We start from the raw sequence: 17,243 nt of genomic DNA on the forward strand, positions 1-17,243 counted from the left end.
CTGCAGGGGGGACCCTGTGGGAGAGTAGGACGCCGCCGAACAATTCTTCAGAAGAACCCCCATCCGGGTCCCGGATGGGGGTTCTTCGCGTTTTCAGGGACTCTTCGCGTTGTGGGCCGGTTACGGGGCGGGCCGGAAAGAATCTTGGCCGGCCGTGTCGAGAACCCGTGCCCGGCACCGTCCCCGGAGTGGACGCGGCCACAATGGGTCGCACCAGCTCCGAGGATCCGAGGAGAAGACGATGGCCAAGTACCTGTTGCTGAAGCACTACCGGGGCGCCCCGAGCGCGGTCAACTGCGTGCCGATGGACCAGTGGACGCCGGAGGAGGTCACGGCGCACATCCGGTACATGCAGGAGTTCGCGGACCGGCTGGAGAAGACCGGCGAGTTCGTCGACGGCCAGGCGCTCGCGCCCGAGGGGACGTGGGTCCGGTACGACGGCGAGGGGCGTCCGCCGGTCACCGACGGTCCGTTCGCCGAGACCAAGGACCTGATCGCCGGCTGGATGGTGATCGACGTCGACAGCTACGAGCGGGCCGTCGAGCTGGCCGGGGAGCTGTCGGCCGCTCCCGGGGCCGGGGGCGAGCCGATCCACGAGTGGCTGGAGCTGCGTCCGTTCCTGGCGATGCCGACGACCATCACCGAGTGACGTCCCCGATGGACGAGGCCCTGCTGAGGAGTCTCACGCCGAGTGTCATCGGTGTCCTCGTCCGCCGCGGAGCTGACTTCGCGGCGGCCGAGGACGCGGTGCAGGAGGCGCTGGTCGAGGCGGTCCGGCTCTGGCCGGCCGAGCGGCCGCGCGATCCCAAGGGCTGGCTGGTCACCGTGGCCTGGCGCAAGTTCCTGGACGCGACCCGGTCGGAGGCCGCCCGCCGGCGCCGGGAGGACCTGGTCGACCAGGAGCCGGAGCCGGGGCCCGCGGCCGCCGTGGACGACACGCTGCAGCTCTACTTCCTGTGCGCCCACCCGTCGTTGACGCCCTCGTCGGCGGTGGCGCTGACCCTGCGGGCGGTGGGCGGGCTGACCACCCGCCAGATCGCCCGGGCCTACCTGGTGCCCGAGGCGACCATGGCGCAGCGGATCAGCCGGGCCAAGCGCACCGTCTCGGCCGTCAGGTTCGATCAGCCGGGGGACGTCGCGACCGTGCTCCGGGTCCTCTACCTGGTCTTCAACGAGGGCTACTCCGGCGATCTCGACCTCGCGGCCGAGGCGATCCGGCTCACCCGGCAGCTCGCCGCGGTGATCGACCACCCCGAGGTGGCCGGACTGCTGGCCCTGATGCTGCTGCACCACGCCCGGCGGGCGGGCAGGACCGCGCCCGACGGCGCGCTGGTGCCGCTGGCCGAGCAGGACCGCGGCCGGTGGGACACCGGGCTGATCGCCGAGGGCATCGGCATCCTCCAGGGGGCCCTGGCCCGGGACCGGCTGGGCGAGTTCCAGGCCCAGGCGGCCATCGCGGCGCTGCACGCCGACGCGCCCACCGCGGGGGAGACGGACTGGGTGCAGATCGTCGAGTGGTACGACGAGCTCGTCCGGTTGACCGCCAGCCCGGTGGTGCGGCTCAACCGCGCGGTGGCGGTCGGCGAGGCCGACGGTCCGCGCGCGGGGCTGGCGGCGCTCGCGGAGCTGGACGACGCGCTGCCCAGGTACGCGGCGGTGGCGGCGTACCTCCGTGAGCGCGACGGGGACCTGGTGGCGGCGGCCCGGTTGTACGCGGAGGCGGCGCACCGGGCGCCCGACCTTGCCGAGCGCGACCATCTGACCCGTCAGGCAGCCCGGCTCAACACCCTTCTAAAGGGTCGTCGGCCGGACTGAGTCCGGCCGGGGGAGCGGGGCTCAGAGCCGGCCGGCGGCCTTCAGCGCCAGGTAGGTGTCGGCGAGGGCCGGGGCGATCCGGGTCGGCGGGGCGTCCAGGACGGTGACGCCGTGGCGGGTGAGGTGCTCGGCGATGGCCCGGCGATCGGCCCGGGTCTGTTCGGCGGCCGCCGCGCCGTAGACGGCCTCCAGGGTGCCCCGCCCGGCGGCGAGGGCGTCCAGCTGCGGGTCGGCGACCGAGGCGAGGACGACCTCGTGGCGCTTGGTGAGCATCGGCAGCAGCGGACGCAGGCCGTCCTCGACCGGGGCCGCGTCGAGGCCGGTGAGCAGCACGATCAGCGAGCGCTGCGGCGCCATCTTGAGCGCGGTGGCGACCAGTGAGCGCATGTCGGTCTCGTGCAGCGCGGGTTCCAGTCCGGCCATCGCGTTGGTGAAGGCGGGCAGCACCTCGTGGGCCGAGCTGCCGGCCACCGCGACGCGCTTGCGGGAGTCGTGGGCGAGCAGGTCGACCCGGTCGCCGGCCCGGGTGGCGAGGGCGGTGAGCAGCAGCGCGGCGTCGAGGGCGGCGTCCAGGCGGGGCGCGTCGCCGACCCGGCCGGCCGAGGTGCGGCCGGTGTCGAGGACGACGAGGATGTGCCGGTCGCGTTCGGGGCGCCAGGTGCGGACGGCGACGGTGTTGCGGCGGGCGCTGGCGCGCCAGTCGATGGAGCGGACGTCGTCGCCGGGCAGGTACTCGCGCAGGGAGTCGAACTCGGTGCCCTGGCCGCGGGTCAGGACGGAGGTGCGGCCGTCGAGTTCGCGCAGCCGGGCGAGCCGGGAGGGCAGGTGCTTGCGGCTGGCGAACGGGGGCAGCGCGCGGACCGTCCAGGGGACGAGGTGCGAGCCCTGGCGGGCGGCCAGGCCGAGCGGGCCGAGCGAGCGGACCGTCACCCGGTGGGCGTGGTGGTCGCCGCGGCGGGTGGGGGTGAGCACGGTGGTGATCCGGCGCCGTTCGCCGCCGGGGAGGGCCAGGGTGTGCCGGGAGGCGGCCTCGGCGGTGCCGGGGCGCCAGGCGGACGGGGCCCAGGCGTCGCGGACCAGGCCGCGGAGCGGCCGGCCGGACGGGTTGGTGACGGTCAGTTCGACGGTGGCGGGCTCGCCGAGCCGGACGGTGGTGTCGCCGGCCCGCCCGAACCGCAGGCCGCGGACCGGGGCGGCGAGCACCAGGTCGACCGCGACGGCGACCAGCACCGCACCGGTGACCAGGCCGATCCCGGTCCAGGACGGCAGCAGCAGGCCCACGACGAGCGCGCCGAGTGCGGCGAGCAGGGCGGTTCGCCCGGTGAGGGCCATGCGGTGCGCTCCTTCGGAAGCCCGTGCGTCGGAACCCGTGGGCCGGCGGCCGGAACGGGGGCGGTACGGCGGGGTGGGGTCAGCGGGGTGCGGGCGTCTGGGTGAGGACGGCCTGGATGACGGAGTCGGCGGTGACGCCCTCCATCTCGGCCTCGGCGCGCAGCGCGACCCGGTGCCGCAGGGTGGGCAGGGCGAGCGCCTTGACGTCGTCCGGGGTGACGTAGTCGCGGCCGGCCAGCCAGGCCCAGGCGCGGGAGGCGGCGAGCAGGGCGGTGGCGCCGCGCGGGGAGACGCCGATGGACAGCGACGGGGACTGCCGGGTGGCCCGGCAGAGGTCGACGATGTAGGCGAGGACCTCGGGGGAGACGGTCAGCTTGGCGATCTGCTCGCGGGCGGCGGCGACGTGCTCGGGGCCGGCGACCGGGCGGACGCCGGCCGCGCCGAGGTCGCGCGGGTCGAAGCCGGCGGCGTGCCGGGAGAGCACCTGGAACTCCTGGTCGCGGTCGGGCAGCGGCAGGACCAGCTTGAGCAGGAAGCGGTCCAGCTGGGCCTCGGGCAGCGGGTAGGTGCCCTCGTACTCGACCGGGTTCTGGGTCGCGGCGACCAGGAACGGGACGGGCAGCGGGCGCGCCTCGCCGTCCACCGTGACCTGGTGCTCCTCCATGGCCTCCAGCAGGGCGGCCTGGGTCTTCGGCGGGGTGCGGTTGATCTCGTCGGCGAGCAGCAGGTTGGTGAAGACCGGGCCGGGCTGGAAGGAGAACTCGGCGGTGCGGGCGTCGTAGACGAGCGAGCCGGTGACGTCGCCGGGCATCAGGTCGGGGGTGAACTGGATGCGCTTGGTGCCCAGGCTGAGCGCGGTGGACAGGGTGCGCACCAGCAGGGTCTTGGCGACGCCGGGGACGCCCTCCAGCAGCACGTGGCCGCCGCAGAGCAGGGCGACGACCAGGCCGGTGACGGCCGCGTCCTGGCCGACCACGGCCTTGCCGATCTCGGCGCGCAGGGCGGTCAGCGCGGCGCGCGGGTCGGTGGCGGGGGTGGCGGGCGCCGTGCCGGGGACGGGGCGGAGCTGGGCGGTTGCCTGGTCGGTCACGGGTTCCGTACCTGCCTTTCGAGGGCGTCGAGGTCGTCGGCGAGCCGCAGCAGTGCGGCGTCGTCGGTCGGGGGCGGGCCGTACAGCAGGGCCCGGACGTCCCCGGCGGGCCGTTCGGACAGCCGGTCGGCCAGGGCGACGCAGAGCGCGTCGGGGTCGGGTGCGCCGGCCTGGAGCGGGACGCCCAGGGCGGGGGCGAGGCGGTGCGCGGTGGCGCCGCGCAGGGCCTCGGCGGCGCGGCCGCGGGCCTTGGCGCGCCGGTAGAGGCGGGCGCGGCCCTCGGTGGTCTCGGCGGCGCGGACCACCACGGGCAGGTTCTCGCTGACCACCGGGCCGAGCCGGCGGCCGCGCCAGAGGGCGGCGAGCACGGCGGCGACGGCGAGCTGGTAGCCGGCCCAGTGCCAGCCGCTCGGCAGGAAGTCGCCGAAGCTCTTGGTGCGGGCGCCCTCGGGGAGCGGGGCGGAGTAGTCGGGCAGGTGCCAGGTGAGGCGGGGCTGCGAGCCGAGCAGGCCGAGGGCGAGGGCGGCGTCGCCGTCCTTGGCGAGTTCGCCGTTGTGCAGGAAGGTGCCGCTGCCGAGCACGACGACGTCGCGGTCGCCGTCGCCGGCCGGGAGGACGACCAGCGGGTAGCCGTGGGCGCGCGGGTAGCAGCCGGTGCCGCGGCTGCCGCTGGTGTAGAGCATGCCGCCCTGCTGGGCGCTGCCGGCCCGGACGGCCTCGGTGAGGGCGCACTCCGGGGGAGTGGAGCGGACGGAGGCGTACGGGAGCCCGCCGGCGTCGTCGGACAGCCGGATGCCGGGGGCGAGCGCGGTGAGCGCGGTCGGGCCGGGGGCGACCAGCACCAGGCGCCGGTGCCGGGCGGCGGCGACGGCGCGCAGCTGGGCGGGGTCGAGCAGGTCGGGTTCGGGCAGCACGAGGGTGTCCGGGCCGGCCGCGGCGGTGGCCGGGTCGGTGGTGAACTCGGCCTTGAGGCCCTGGCGTTCGAGCAGGGCGACGACGGCGTGGGCGCCGTCGCGGTCGTACGAGCGCGGGTCCAGCGGCGGGTAGCGGCGGTCCTGGCCGAGGGCGGACACGGCGGCGGCGCCGATCAGCAGGGCGGCGAGGACGGCCAGGTACCAGCGGGCGCGGCGCCACAGGCCGCGGGTGGTCGGGGCGAGGCTGGTCGCGGCGGCGGCGGCGGCGGGCGGCTCGGCGACGGGTGGTGCCGCGGGTGCGGGGGCGGGGACGGAACCGGTCATGCCGCTCCTCCCGAGGACGGAGCCGGAGCCGGTGCGTGGGGCGCGAGGACCGGGCGGGTGCGCTCCAGCGTCCGGTCGAGCTCGTGCAGCAGCCGGTACGCGCTCTGGTCGGCGGTGCGCTCGCCGTACGCGATGTCGTCGAAGGTCCGGGCGGCCGCGGCCAGCGCGGCGGCGTGCTCGGGCAGCGCCCGGCCGGCCTCGGCGGCGGCCTCGTCGGCGGTGCGGCCGGGGCGGTTGTCGAGCAGGGTGCGCTCCTCCAGGCCGCGCACCAGGGCGCGCATCTGTTCGCGGACGGCTTCGGTCCAGCGTCCGGCGGCGGCGTGCCCGGCGGCGTCCGTCCGGTACTGGTCGGCGCTGCGCGGGCCGTCGGCGCCGTACACGTCCTGGACGGTGCGGGCGGCGCGGCGGGGTGCGCCGAGGCGCCACCAGACCGCGCCGCCGATCAGCACCGCGACGATCAGGAAGAGGACCAGCCCGGTGGTGCCGGTGGTGCCGTCGCCGGAGATGCTGTCGAGCGCCTTGGCGATGTGGTCGTAGATCCAGTCCGTGACGCGTTGCAGTACGGACGGGTCGTGCTTGTGGTACTCCGCGTCGAGCAGCTCGTCGCGGGCGGCCTCGCGCGCCGGGTCACGCGGCACGGTGACGGGTGCGCCGCCCGCGGCGAGGAGCCTGTCCCCCCAGTTAGGCATCCGGTTCAGCGCCTCGCCGGTGCCGGGTCGCCCTGCGCGCCCCAGCCGGTGCCGCTCTGCTCGGGCAGGCCGGCCGCGCGGGCGAGTTCGATGTCCAGGGCCTCGCGGCGGATCCGCTGGTCGATGTAGACCAGCACGCCGACGGCGGCGATGAAGGGGGTGGTGAAGGTGCCGGCGATGATCCCGGCGACCGCCAGCAGGAGCAGCATGGCCACGCCCTGGTCGGCGGTGTCGGGCAGGCCCTGGGCGTCGAGGCTCTCGAAGCCGAGCAGCAGGCCGAGGAACTGGAACGGGACGACGACGACCATCGCGACGACGAGCGCCAGCACGTGGCCCAGCAGGTTGATGCCGAAGACCCGCCACCAGGCGCCGCGGACCAGCCGCCGCGAGCGCGACAGCGCCGTCAGCACGCCCTGCTTCTCCAGCATCAGGGCGGGCGCGGCGAGGCTGAAGCGCATCCACAGCCAGACGGCGACCGGCACGGTCAGCAGGCCGACCAGGGTGAGCAGGCCGGCGATGGCGACGGAGCCCTGGCCGGCGAGGGTGTAGCCGATCAGCGGGGTGAAGCCGAGCAGGACCACGCCGGGGCCGAGCAGGACGGTGAGCAGGGTCAGCCCGAGCAGCTGCAGCAGCCGGGGGCGGGCGTCGCGCCAGGCCTCCCCGGCGGTCGCCGACCGGCCGAGGACGGCGCGGCTGACCACGATGGTGAGCAGTGCGGTGGCGAACACGTTGAGCAGCAGTTCGAGCGGCAGTCCGGCCAGCATCCGCAGGGTCTGGGTGGCCTCGCCGGTCTTGCCCTTGACCAGCAGGTTGACCAGGAGGCTGCCGGCCTGGGCGACCACGGCGAGGCCGAGCGAGAGCGCGAGCACGGTGCGCCAGTGCCGGCGGACGGTGGTGACGGCACCGTCGAGCAGTTCGCCGAAGCTCAGCGGGCGCAGCGGGATGACGCCCGGCTTGGGGCTCGCCGGGGCGCCCCAGCCGTACGGGCGGTGGCCGCCGGGAGGCTGCTGGCCCCACTGCTGTCCCCAGTGCTGTCCGTTCCCGGGGGCGCCGGCCGGGCCGGTCCAGCCGGGGGCGGCCTGTGGTGGTGCCGACGGCCCGGGCACGGCGGCGGGCGCGTCGGCCGGGGGCCGGGCGTCGTCGCGGGGCGGCTCGGACGAGCTGGGCGAGGCCCAGCCCGGGGTGTCGGTCATCACTGCTCCTCGGAGGGCGTCACGGGCGCGACTGCGAACGGATCTTCCGCCCGCGCGCAGCGCCCATCGTGCCATGGGGCCGGAAACCGGCCCCATGGCGATCCGGTTGCTGATCGGCAACGGTCTTCCGCGGCGGGTCGGGCGGTGGTCCGGCGCGGGTTCGCGGGGGGTCCGGAGGCGTTTCCGGGGGAGCATTCGCCCGGTATGGCCGGAATGCACCGGTGGGGGAGTTGGCCGTTCTGGAGCATTGGCACTGCTGTGCGGCAGGTCACAATCCGGTAATGAGAAGATGGACGCATGAAGGGACGCGTCCTCGTCGTTGATGACGACTCCGCACTGGCCGAGATGCTCGGTATCGTGCTGCGGGGTGAGGGTTTTGAGCCGTTTTTCGTCGCGGATGGGGACAGGGCGCTAGCCGCCTTCCGGGAGACCAAGCCGGACCTGGTCCTGCTCGACCTGATGCTGCCCGGCCGGGACGGCATCGACGTGTGCCGGCAGATCCGGGCCGAGTCCGGCATCCCGATCGTGATGCTGACCGCGAAGACCGACACGGTCGACGTGGTGGTGGGCCTGGAGTCGGGGGCCGACGACTACGTCACCAAGCCGTTCAAGCCCAAGGAGCTGGTGGCCCGGGTTCGCGCCCGGCTGCGCCGCGCCGAGGAGCCGACGCCCGAGCAGCTGACCATCGGCGACCTGGTGATCGACGTGGCCGGCCACTCCGTGAAGCGGGACGGCCGGGGCATCCCGCTGACCCCGCTGGAGTTCGACCTGCTGGTCGCGCTGGCCCGCAAGCCCTGGCAGGTGTTCACCCGCGAGGTGCTGCTGGAGCAGGTCTGGGGCTACCGCCACGCGGCGGACACCCGTCTGGTCAACGTCCATGTGCAGCGCCTGCGTTCCAAGATCGAGAAGGACCCGGAGCGCCCCGAGATCGTGGTGACCGTCCGCGGCGTCGGTTACAAGGCGGGACCCAGCTGACGTGACGGAGCGGGCAGACGACACCCCGTCGGGTTCCGCGACCGACGGGGCGGGGGCCGTGCGCGGCGACGTGCTGAGTTCGACCACCCGTCGCCGACGCGGCCCTTCCGGCGTGTTCGCGCTGGTGAAGCGTCAGCTGCGCCGTCCCGCGCACCGGGTGGCCGCGCTGTACCGCCGGTCGATCCAGCTGCGCGTGGTCGCGGTGTCGCTGCTGGCGTCCATCGCGGTCGTCCTGGTGCTGGGCGTGGTCGTGGTGGCGCAGGTGCGCACCGGCCTGCTCGGAACCAAGACGGACGCCGCCCGCGCGCAGGCCCGGATCGGCTTCCAGGTCGAGCAGAAGAAGATCGACGAGGCCCGGGACCAGAAGCTGCGGGGCACCGCCGACCCGACCGTCGACGAGATCGGCACCTGGCTGCTGCGGCAGGTCAACGACCTGGCCGGGAGCGGGCAGACCGTCTACTCGGTGATCGCGATGTCCCCCGGCACCGGCGCCGTCGTCCCCGACGGGGGCGGCTTCGCGCCGCGCTACTCGGGCGACATCCAGCCGATCAGCATCCCGGACACCCTGCGGGCCAAGCTGGCCGCCGAGCCCGGCCAGATGTTCGACCAGCCGACCCGGATCCAGCGCTCGCCCGGCAGCAGCGTCACGTCCGAGCCAGGGCTGGCCCTCGGCATGCAGTTCCGCGGCCCGGCGGAGACCTCGTACCAGCTGTTCTACGTCTTCTCCTTCGGCCAGGAGACCGACACCCTCAACCTGGTCACCGGCACCCTGGCGACCGCCGGGGTGTTCGTGGTGATCCTCATGGGCGGCATCGCCTGGGTCGTGGTGCGCCAGGTGGTCACCCCGGTCCGGATGGCCGCCGGGATCTCCGAGCGGCTCGCCGACGGGCACCTGGAAGAGCGGATGAAGGTCACCGGGACGGACGACATCGCCCGCCTCGGGGAGTCCTTCAACCGGATGGCCAACGCCCTCCAGGCGCAGATCCGCCAGCTGGAGGAGCTGTCCCGGGTGCAGCGGCGCTTCGTCTCGGACGTCTCGCACGAGCTGCGCACCCCGCTGACCACGGTCCGGATGGCCGCCGACCTCATCTACGACAGCCGCGAGGACCTGGACCCGATGGCGGCCCGCTCGGCGGAGCTGCTGCAGGGCCAGCTGGACCGCTTCGAGTCGCTGCTCGCCGACCTGTTGGAGATCAGCCGCTTCGACGCCGGCGCCGCGATCCTGGACGCCGAGCCGGTCGATCTGCGCGAGATCGTCGCCCGGGTGGTGGAGGCCGCCGAACCGCTCGCCGAGGCCAAGGGCAGCGCCGTGGTGATCCGCGGCGACGGCGAGCCGGTGCTGGCCGAGGTGGACTCCCGCCGGATCGAGCGCATCCTGCGCAACCTGGTGGTCAACGCGCTGGAGCACGGCGAGGGCCGCGACGTGGTGGTCCGGCTGGGCTCGGCGGACGGCGCGGTCGCGGTCGGCGTGCGCGACTACGGCATCGGCCTCAAGCCGGGCGAGGCGTCCCGGGTGTTCCACCGCTTCTGGCGGGCCGACCCGTCCCGGGTGCGGACCACCGGCGGCACCGGCCTCGGCCTGTCCATCGCGGTCGAGGACGCCCACCTGCACGGCGGCTGGCTCCAGGCCTGGGGCGAGCCCGGCGGCGGCTCGCACTTCCGGCTCACCCTGCCGCGCACCCGCGGCGGCGAGATCAGCCGGGCGCCGTTCCGGCTGGAGCCGGAGGACTCCCGCAACAACCGGGGCCTGGGCGCGCAGGGCACGCCGTACCGGCGGGCGATCAGCCCGGCCGGCTCGACGGCGACGGCCGCCGTCGAGGAGCAGGCGGAGATGCCGGAGACGGTGAGCGGCGGCCTCGGCAGCGGGCTCGGCGGGGTGCTGAACATCGGCCCCGGGCTGGGCCGGCGCAAGCTGCCGGAGGGTCCGCGCGCGGACCCCTCGGGCGTGTGGACGGCCGCCGGGTACGGGGCCACCGGCGCCCAGGTGATGGTGGACCCGACGCCGGGACGGCCGTCGGTGGCACAGCGGACGGCGGAGCCGGACGCGACGGGTGGGACGACGGACGCGGAGGGGTCGCAGCGTGCGAAGGACGAGCAACAGGACTGAGCCGCGGCTCCTCGCGGTGGTCGGCGGGCTGCTCGGCGCCCTGGTGGCGAGCGGCTGCGCGGCCATGCCGGATTCCGGCGGCATCACCAGGGTGGAGCTGTCCCAGGGCTCGGCCGACAAGGACCTGCAGGCCCGGGTCTTCCCGGTGGCGCCCGCCCGGGGCGCCAAGCCGCGCGAGCTGCTGAACGGGTTCCTGGACGCGGTGACCGCCGACGAGGGGTACGACACCGCGCGCAAGTACCTCACCGAGAGCGCCGCCGCCACCTGGAACCCGGACGCCGGGACGAAGGTGCTCTCCGCCACCGGCATCCCGGTCGGCCAGGACGTCACCGACGCGGACACCACGGCGTCGTTGCAGGTGAGCGGGCAGCTGGTGGCCGGCGTCGACGAGCGGCACTCGTACGCGCGGGTCGCCGGGCAGAACAACGACTCGTCCGACTTCACCTTCGTCCGGCAGAAGGACGGCGAGTGGCGGATCGACAGGCTGGCGCCCGGCGTGATCATGAACGAGACCAACTTCCGGAACAGCTTCCGGCAGGTCGAGCGGTTCTTCTACACCGCGCCCGACCCGTCCTCGGTGGTGTCCGGGAGCGCCGGCCAGGAGGTGCTGCTCGCCGACCCGGTCTACCTGCGGCGCCGGATAGACCCGCTCACCTCGGCCGTCCGGGCGCTCGTCGACGGCCCCTCCGTCTGGCTCTCGCCGGTGGTCCGCACGGCGTTCCCGGCCGGCACCACGGTCGACAAGGTGAGCATCGACGACAACCGGGTCGCCCACGTGCAGCTCGGCAAGGCGGACACCGGCGAGCCGATGGCCTGCCGGCGGATGGCGACCCAGCTCTTCTACACCGTCGCCGACCAGGGCAAGGGCCAGATCACGCGGCTGGAGCTGAAGGGGCCGCACGGCTCCTGCACGGCCGCCCGCGGTGACTCGCCGTCCACCGGCCCCGGTGCCCTGGCCGGGTCGACGACGGCGACGCAGTACTACCAGCGTGCCGACGGAGCCCTGGTGGCGACCGACGAGGTGCGCCCCGGCGATCCGGTCCGCGGGGTCCTCGGCAAGCCGCAGTCGAACACCAAGCCGCCGCTCGGCGCCTTCGCGGTCAGCCGCACCGGCTCCCAGGCCGCCGCGATCAGCGAGGACGGCCACCAGGTCTGGTCGGTGCCGCTGTCGGACAGCGCGGTGGCCATGGGCGAGCCGGTGCTCACCTCGCCGGCCAAGGGCGGCGACAAGGAGGACGGCTTCGCCTCGCCCACCTGGGACGGCCGCGGCGACCTCTGGGTGGTGGACCGCAACAAGCAGGCCCCGCGGGTGGTGATGGTGCGCGGCGCCAAGTCGTACACCGTGCCGGTCGAGGGGCTGACCGGCCAGACCGTGCAGGCGCTGAAGATCTCCTCGGACGGCGTCCGGGTCGCCGTGGTGGCCAGGACCCCGGGCTCGGCCGTCCGCTCGCTGTGGTTCGGACTGGTCGTGCACGACGGCACCCCGCAGGCGCCGACCGTGAAGATCACCGCGCTGCACCGGGCCGCTCCCACGCTCACCGACGTCGCCTCGGTGTCCTGGGCGGAGACCGACCAGCTGCTCGTGCTCGGCAAGGAGGCCGACCGGACCCAGCAGCTGTACTTCATCAGCACGGACGGCTCGCAGAGCACCGAGACCCAGCTGCAGAGCGCCGAGAGCATGCTGACCGTCTCGGCCTCGGAGTCCCGCGGGGACAGCCTGACCCAGACGCCGCCGGTGCTCGCGATGGGCGAGGTCAAGCAGACGGACGGCAAGCCGAGCGAGATCAAGGCCTTCCGCCTGGTCAACAACCAGTGGCGGGAGACCTCGCTGATCGACAAGCCGCGGTCCTTCTTCTACGCGGGCTGACGCCGCGTCCGAGCCTCTCCGGGGCCTCCGGCCCGGCCCGGCGGGGTGTCGGCGGCCGCGGTGACGGTCAGTCGGACGGGCGCACCGTGGCCGCGACGGTGGCGCCCGCGCGGACCGGGAGGCCGGCGTCGGCCAGCGCCCGGGCGGCCTCGGTGAGGCTGGCCCCGGTGGTCACCAGGTCGTCCACCAGCACCGGGTGACGGCCCGCCAAGCTCCCCGGTCCCGCCAGGCTCCCCGGTCCCGCCAGGCCCGCGCGCCCGGTCCGGGCGCGCGGCAGCACGGTGAGCGCGCCGTGCAGGTTGCGGCGCCGTTCGGCCGCGTTCAGCCCGGCCTGGTCGGCGACCGGCCGGGCGTGCCGCAGCAGCGGCGCGGCCCGCACGTCCAGGCCGGCCCTGCGCAGCGAGCGGGCGGCCGCCCCGGCCAGCCGCAGCGTCGGATCGTGCCCGCGGGCGCGGACGGCCGAGCGCGCCGAGGGCATCGGGACCAGCAGCAGCGGCGCGGCCCCGGCGCGCGCCCCCAGGGCGGAGCGCACGGCCCGGCCGAGGGCCTCGCCGAGCGGCGCGGCCAGCCGCAGCGCGCCCCGCTCCTTGTGGGCGAGCAGCAGCTGCCGGACCGGACCGGTGTACGGCGCGGCGGCGTGCGTCCAGGGCAGCGGGGTGGGGGCGGGCCGTGCGGTGGCCAGGGCGTGCCGGCAGGCCGGGCAGAGCTGGGTGCGCTCGCTGCCGCAGCCCGCGCAGTCGGCGGGCAGCAGGACGTCCAGCAGCCCGGCCAGTGCGTGGCCGAACGGCCCCTGGGCGGACGGCGGAGGAGCGGGGGAGGGGAACGGCGGCACGGCTGCTCCTGGCGGCGGCAGGCACGGAGAGTCAGCACAGAATCGGCCGTACGGGGGGCGTTGTCCAGGTATTTACCCTTACTTCACCCGCGAGAGGGTAGACAGGGTGGACCAGCTTGACCGTCCGACCGCAGTATCGGGTCATACCCTCCTTATCGCCTGGGGAGGCGAAAAACCCGTGTGAGGTGTTCGATAAGGCCCAGGGGGTTTCAAACGTCCCTGGTGGGGAGGAAGTGAGGTGAGGGCCAGTCGTTTCCGCCGCTGGCGGCGGGGACGGGGGGCCGGCAGTGGATGGGCTGGTCCAGCTGGGTCTCAGTCCGGTCCGGTAGCACCCGGATCGGCGTCAGCACGAGGGATCGGAGTTCTGCGTGGACATCGTCGTCAAGGGCCGCAAGACCGAGGTGCCCAAGAGGTTCCGCGAGCACGTGGCCGAGAAGCTGGAGAAGGTCCAGAAGTTCGACGCCAAGGCCATCAGCCTCGACGTCGAGGTGTCCAAGGAACACAACCCGCGGCAGGCCGACCGCTCCGACCGGGTGGAGATCACTCTCCGCAGCCGCGGCCCCGTGATCCGGGCGGAAGCCGCCGCCGGTGACCCGTACGCGGCGCTCGACCTGGCTTCCGCGAAGCTCGACGCGCAGCTGCGCAAGTCCGCGGACCGGCGTCGGGTGCACAAGGGCGGCGCGAACGGCCGCACCCCGATCAGCGTCGCCGAGGCGACCGCGGCCCTGGCCGCGCTGCCGGAGACGACGGCGCCGGAGGGCGAGACGAACGGCGCCGTCCGCAAGACCATGATGGGATCCCTGGAAGTGGAGGGCGAAGGCCCGCTGGTGGTCCGGGAGAAGACGCACCCGGCCGCCCCCATGGCGCTGGACCAGGCGCTCTACGAGATGGAGCTGGTCGGCCACGACTTCTACCTCTTCGTGGAGAAGGACAGTGGCCTGCCGAGCGTGGTCTACCGCCGGCACGGTTACCACTACGGCGTCATCCACCTGCAGACCGACCTCGCGGCCGGCCCGGGTGGCGGGGCGGGCGGCGCGATCGGCGGGGCCGACGACGAGGACTGACCGTCCGAACAGCGATGGAGGGGTGACCCCGGCGGCCGGGGCCGCCGGGGTCACCGGCGTTCGGGGGCGGTTGGGTTCGAACGGCGGCGCGGTTCGAACAGCCGTGCGTCGAGGGTGCGGTGCGGTTCCAACGGCGGTGCGTCGAGGGCGGTCTCGCGCCCCGGACGGACGGGTCACCCGTTGCGGGGGAATCGGCATCGGAGCGTGACCGGGGCGGCGCCGGGGCGTGGAATGATTGGCGCACGACGACCCGCGAAGGGGGAGGAGCGGATGGGGGATCACTTCGGGCTGGGGCCCGGGGTCGGGCCAGGGCTGCCGTTGGGGGCGGAGGATGAGCCCGCGTACGAGCCGCACCGGGGTGAACCGATCCGCGTGTTGGTGGTGGACGACCACGCGCTGTTCCGTCGGGGGCTGGAGATCGTCCTCGCGGAGGAGCCGGACATCAAGGTCGTCGGCGAGGCGGGGGACGGGGCCGAGGCCGTGCTGAAGGCCGCCGACCTGCTGCCCGACATCATCCTCATGGACGTCCGGATGCCGCGCCGCAGCGGGATCGAGGCCTGCACGGCGATCAAGGACGTGGCACCGAGCACCAAGATCATCATGCTGACGATAAGCGACGAGGAGGCCGACCTCTACGAGGCGATCAAGGCGGGGGCCACCGGCTACCTGCTCAAGGAGATCTCCACCGACGAGGTCGCCACCGCGATCCGCGCGGTCGCCGACGGGCAGTCGCAGATCAGCCCCTCGATGGCGTCCAAGCTGCTCACCGAGTTCAAGTCGATGATCCAGCGCCGCTCCGACGACCGGGACCTGGTGCCCGCGCCCCGGCTCACCGACCGGGAGCTGGAGGTGCTCAAGCTGGTGGCGACCGGGATGAACAACCGGGAGATCGCCAAGGAGCTGTTCATCAGCGAGAACACCGTGAAGAACCACGTGCGCAACATCCTGGAGAAGCTCCAGCTGCACTCGCGGATGGAGGCGGTGGTGTACGCGATGCGGGAGAAGATCCTCGAAATAGGGTGAGCCGGGCGGGACTTAGCGGTCCGCCAGCAGCTTCTCCAGGGTCGGGCGCAGCCGCTCGTCGTGCAGCGTCCCGACCCGCACCCCGTCGCAGCCGACCCAGTCGGCCGCCTCGCGCAGCGCCGTCGCCAGCGCCTCGACGTGCCGGGCGCCCCGCCCCGGACCGTCCAGGGAGACCTGCCGGGCGACCAGGGTGCGCCCCTCGCGGGCCGGGTCGACTCGGCCGACCAGCCGGCCGCCGGCCAGCAGCGGCATCGCGAAGTAGCCGTGCACCCGCTTGTGCTTGGGCGTGTAGGCCTCCAGCCGGTGCGTCATGCCGAAGATCCGCTCGGTGCGGGCGCGGTCCCAGACCAGGGAGTCGAACGGCGAGAGCAGTGTGGTGCGGTGGCGCCCGCGCGGGGCGGTGGCGAGGGCGGCCGGGTCGGCCCAGGCCGGGGCCGGGGCGCCGTCCGGGCCCCAGCCGGCCACCTCGACCGGGACGAGCCCGCAGTCGGCGAGCACCGGGTCCAACTGCTCGGCGCGCAGCCGGTGGTAGTCCAGCAGGTCGGCCCGGGTGGCCACGCCGAGCGCGGCGCCGGCCTGGGCGACCAGGGTGCGCACGCACTCCCCGTCCGACCGCTCCTGCCCCAACAGGGCGTCCGGGATGGCCTGTTCGGCCAGTGCGTAGACCCGCTTCCAGCTCCGGCGCTCGGTGCAGACCACGTCGCCGAAGGCCAGCGCCCGCTCGACCGCGATCTTGGTGTCGGACCAGTCCCACCACTCGGCGGTCTTCTTGGCGCCGCCCAGCTCGGTGGAGGTCAACGGCCCCTCGGCCCGCAGCTTGTCCAGCACGGCGCGGTAGGTCTCGGGCGGGACCTGGTGGCCCCAGAGGTGGCCGCGGTCGCGGTAGCGGCGGCGCCGGAAGGCGAACAGCGGCCACTCCTCGACCGGCAGGAGGCAGGCCGCGTGCGACCAGTACTCGAAGCTCGTGCCGCCGCCCCAGTACGCCGCCTCGACGGCCGGGCGGCCGACCGCGCCGAGGCGGGCGTACGGCACCAGCTCGTGCGATCGGGCGAGCACCGAGATGGTGTCCAGCTGGACGGCGCCCAGGTGCCGCAGCACCCCGCGCACCCCGCCGCGGCGGTCCGGCGCGCCCAGCAGGCCCTGGGCGCGCAGGGCGATCCGGCGGGCGTCGTCCGCGCTGAGGACGGCGGCGGGGGCGGGGCGGGCGGCAGCGGCGGTCATGCCGGGGAGCGTAGTCCGGGGCACCGACAGCGCGGGCCCGGGCCCGGGCGGAGGGCTCAGGCCAGGTCGGAGGGCAGCAGGGAGGCGATCCAGGAGTCGTGGAAGGCGCCGCGCTGCTCGGCGTACGAGCGCAGGGTGCCCTCGAAGCGGTAGCCGGCCTTTTCGGCGACCGCGCGGGAGCCGTCGTTGCCGACGTAGGCCAGCCACTCCAGGCGGCGCAGGCCCAGCTCGCGCAGGCCGTAGTGGGAGACGGCGCGCGCGGCCTCGGTGGTGTAGCCGCGGCCGCGGAACTCCTTCACGGCCCACCAGCCGATCTCGGCGCAGCCAGGGTCCTGGGGGCGCAGGACGAGCCCCTGGGAGCCGACCAGGGTGCCGGACTCGCGCTCGAACACGCACCAGATCAGGTTCGCCCCGGTGCGCCGGCCCTCGATGGCGAGATCGCGTACGAAGAACTCGGCGTCCTCGCGGCGGTAGGGCGACGGGACGACCGTCCAGCGCTGGATCTCCGGATCCTGGCAGGCGGCGTAGACCGCGTCGATGTCCGACTCCTGCGGGGGGCGCAGGACCAGTCGGTCGGTGGTGAGGGCGGGAAGTTCGGCGCGAAGTTCGTCCATGAACGGATTATTCCGCCAGGGGAGGAAGGCGGGCATCCGATTATTCGCCCGCCTTCGCGTCCAACTCCACGACCCGCCGACCGTTTTGTCCCGGTGGACGGTGCTATCGGGCCATGTGCTCGCCAGGGTGACACGGGAATACCGTGCTGACGCACCTCCCGGGGGGTTGGACTCCTCGCATAC

Annotated in this window: 15 protein-coding genes; 7 read left to right on the forward strand and 8 right to left on the reverse strand. The window is 74.6% G+C overall.

What is annotated here, in order from left to right:
- Nucleotides 1–241: 241 nt before the first annotated feature.
- Together ACFRQN_RS23235 and ACFRQN_RS23240 are read left to right on the forward strand one after the other, a co-directional pair.
- Nucleotides 242–649 carry a YciI family protein gene (locus ACFRQN_RS23235; RefSeq protein ID WP_380741823.1) on the forward strand — a complete coding sequence of 136 codons (408 nt, stop codon included), beginning with the start codon at nucleotides 242–244 and terminating at the stop codon, nucleotides 647–649.
- A gap of 8 nt (nucleotides 650–657) precedes the next feature.
- A complete protein-coding gene (locus ACFRQN_RS23240) occupies nucleotides 658–1,815 on the forward strand; it encodes an RNA polymerase sigma factor (protein WP_380741846.1) in 1,158 nt (385 codons plus the stop codon).
- A gap of 21 nt (nucleotides 1,816–1,836) precedes the next feature.
- On the opposite strand, the gene ACFRQN_RS23245 is transcribed toward ACFRQN_RS23240, so the two are convergent.
- The 5 genes from ACFRQN_RS23245 to ACFRQN_RS23265 form a co-directional block, all read right to left on the reverse strand.
- Nucleotides 1,837–3,147 (reverse strand): DUF58 domain-containing protein, encoded by a 1,311-nt coding sequence (locus ACFRQN_RS23245; protein WP_380741825.1) that lies wholly within the window; start codon nucleotides 3,145–3,147, stop codon nucleotides 1,837–1,839.
- A 79-nt stretch (nucleotides 3,148–3,226) separates the two neighbouring features.
- The gene (locus tag ACFRQN_RS23250) at nucleotides 3,227–4,237 is read right to left on the reverse strand and encodes a MoxR family ATPase (protein ID WP_049659237.1); all 1,011 of its coding nucleotides are present in this window, start codon (nucleotides 4,235–4,237) and stop codon (nucleotides 3,227–3,229) included.
- Nucleotides 4,234–5,475: a DUF4350 domain-containing protein gene (locus tag ACFRQN_RS23255; protein ID WP_380741827.1), complete on the reverse strand. Its 1,242-nt coding sequence runs from the start codon at nucleotides 5,473–5,475 to the stop codon at nucleotides 4,234–4,236. Before ACFRQN_RS23255 ends, ACFRQN_RS23250 begins: the two co-directional genes overlap by 4 nt.
- The gene (locus ACFRQN_RS23260; protein WP_380741829.1) at nucleotides 5,472–6,164 is read right to left on the reverse strand and encodes a DUF4129 domain-containing protein; all 693 of its coding nucleotides are present in this window, start codon (nucleotides 6,162–6,164) and stop codon (nucleotides 5,472–5,474) included. Before ACFRQN_RS23260 ends, ACFRQN_RS23255 begins: the two co-directional genes overlap by 4 nt.
- Nucleotides 6,165–6,169: 5 nt before the next feature.
- Nucleotides 6,170–7,357 carry a hypothetical protein gene (locus tag ACFRQN_RS23265; protein WP_380741831.1) on the reverse strand — a complete coding sequence of 396 codons (1,188 nt, stop codon included), beginning with the start codon at nucleotides 7,355–7,357 and terminating at the stop codon, nucleotides 6,170–6,172.
- A 297-nt stretch (nucleotides 7,358–7,654) separates the two neighbouring features.
- Between ACFRQN_RS23265 and mtrA the strand changes: the two genes are divergently transcribed.
- Genes mtrA through ACFRQN_RS23280 form a run of 3 tightly spaced genes read left to right on the forward strand, consistent with a single transcriptional unit; the run spans nucleotide 7,655 to nucleotide 12,306 of the window.
- The gene (gene mtrA, locus ACFRQN_RS23270) at nucleotides 7,655–8,332 is read left to right on the forward strand and encodes an MtrAB system response regulator MtrA (protein WP_030247322.1); all 678 of its coding nucleotides are present in this window, start codon (nucleotides 7,655–7,657) and stop codon (nucleotides 8,330–8,332) included.
- Nucleotide 8,333: 1 nt separating this feature from the next.
- A complete protein-coding gene (gene mtrB / locus ACFRQN_RS23275) occupies nucleotides 8,334–10,439 on the forward strand; it encodes an MtrAB system histidine kinase MtrB (RefSeq protein ID WP_380741833.1) in 2,106 nt (701 codons plus the stop codon).
- Complete coding sequence (locus ACFRQN_RS23280; RefSeq protein WP_380741835.1) at nucleotides 10,414–12,306, forward strand: LpqB family beta-propeller domain-containing protein; 1,893 nt, start codon at nucleotides 10,414–10,416, stop codon at nucleotides 12,304–12,306. The genes mtrB and ACFRQN_RS23280 overlap by 26 nt, the downstream gene beginning before the upstream one ends.
- A gap of 67 nt (nucleotides 12,307–12,373) precedes the next feature.
- Here the strand turns inward: ACFRQN_RS23280 and ACFRQN_RS23285 are convergent, their stop codons facing one another.
- Nucleotides 12,374–13,138, reverse strand: a complete 765-nt coding sequence (locus tag ACFRQN_RS23285) for a ComF family protein (protein ID WP_380741837.1) — start codon at nucleotides 13,136–13,138, stop codon at nucleotides 12,374–12,376.
- Nucleotides 13,139–13,506: 368 nt separating this feature from the next.
- Here ACFRQN_RS23285 and hpf point away from each other — a divergent pair, with 368 nt between their 5' ends.
- Both hpf and ACFRQN_RS23295 read left to right on the forward strand, forming a co-directional pair.
- The gene (gene hpf, locus ACFRQN_RS23290) at nucleotides 13,507–14,202 is read left to right on the forward strand and encodes a ribosome hibernation-promoting factor, HPF/YfiA family (RefSeq protein ID WP_049657308.1); all 696 of its coding nucleotides are present in this window, start codon (nucleotides 13,507–13,509) and stop codon (nucleotides 14,200–14,202) included.
- Between the two features lie 270 nt (nucleotides 14,203–14,472).
- Nucleotides 14,473–15,225, forward strand: coding sequence for a response regulator transcription factor (locus ACFRQN_RS23295; protein ID WP_082346073.1), 753 nt, complete (start codon nucleotides 14,473–14,475; stop codon nucleotides 15,223–15,225).
- Between the two features lie 12 nt (nucleotides 15,226–15,237).
- Here ACFRQN_RS23295 and ACFRQN_RS23300 read toward each other — a convergent pair whose 3' ends face one another.
- On the reverse strand, nucleotides 15,238–16,446 hold the full coding sequence (locus tag ACFRQN_RS23300) for a winged helix-turn-helix domain-containing protein (RefSeq protein ID WP_380741839.1): 1,209 nt from the start codon (nucleotides 16,444–16,446) through the stop codon (nucleotides 15,238–15,240).
- A 56-nt stretch (nucleotides 16,447–16,502) separates the two neighbouring features.
- Nucleotides 16,503–17,060, reverse strand: a complete 558-nt coding sequence (locus ACFRQN_RS23305; RefSeq protein WP_049657307.1) for a GNAT family N-acetyltransferase — start codon at nucleotides 17,058–17,060, stop codon at nucleotides 16,503–16,505.
- Nucleotides 17,061–17,243 lie beyond the last annotated feature (183 nt).

This window comes from Kitasatospora sp. NPDC056800, assembly GCF_042789775.1.
Taxonomy (GTDB): domain Bacteria; phylum Actinomycetota; class Actinomycetes; order Streptomycetales; family Streptomycetaceae; genus Kitasatospora.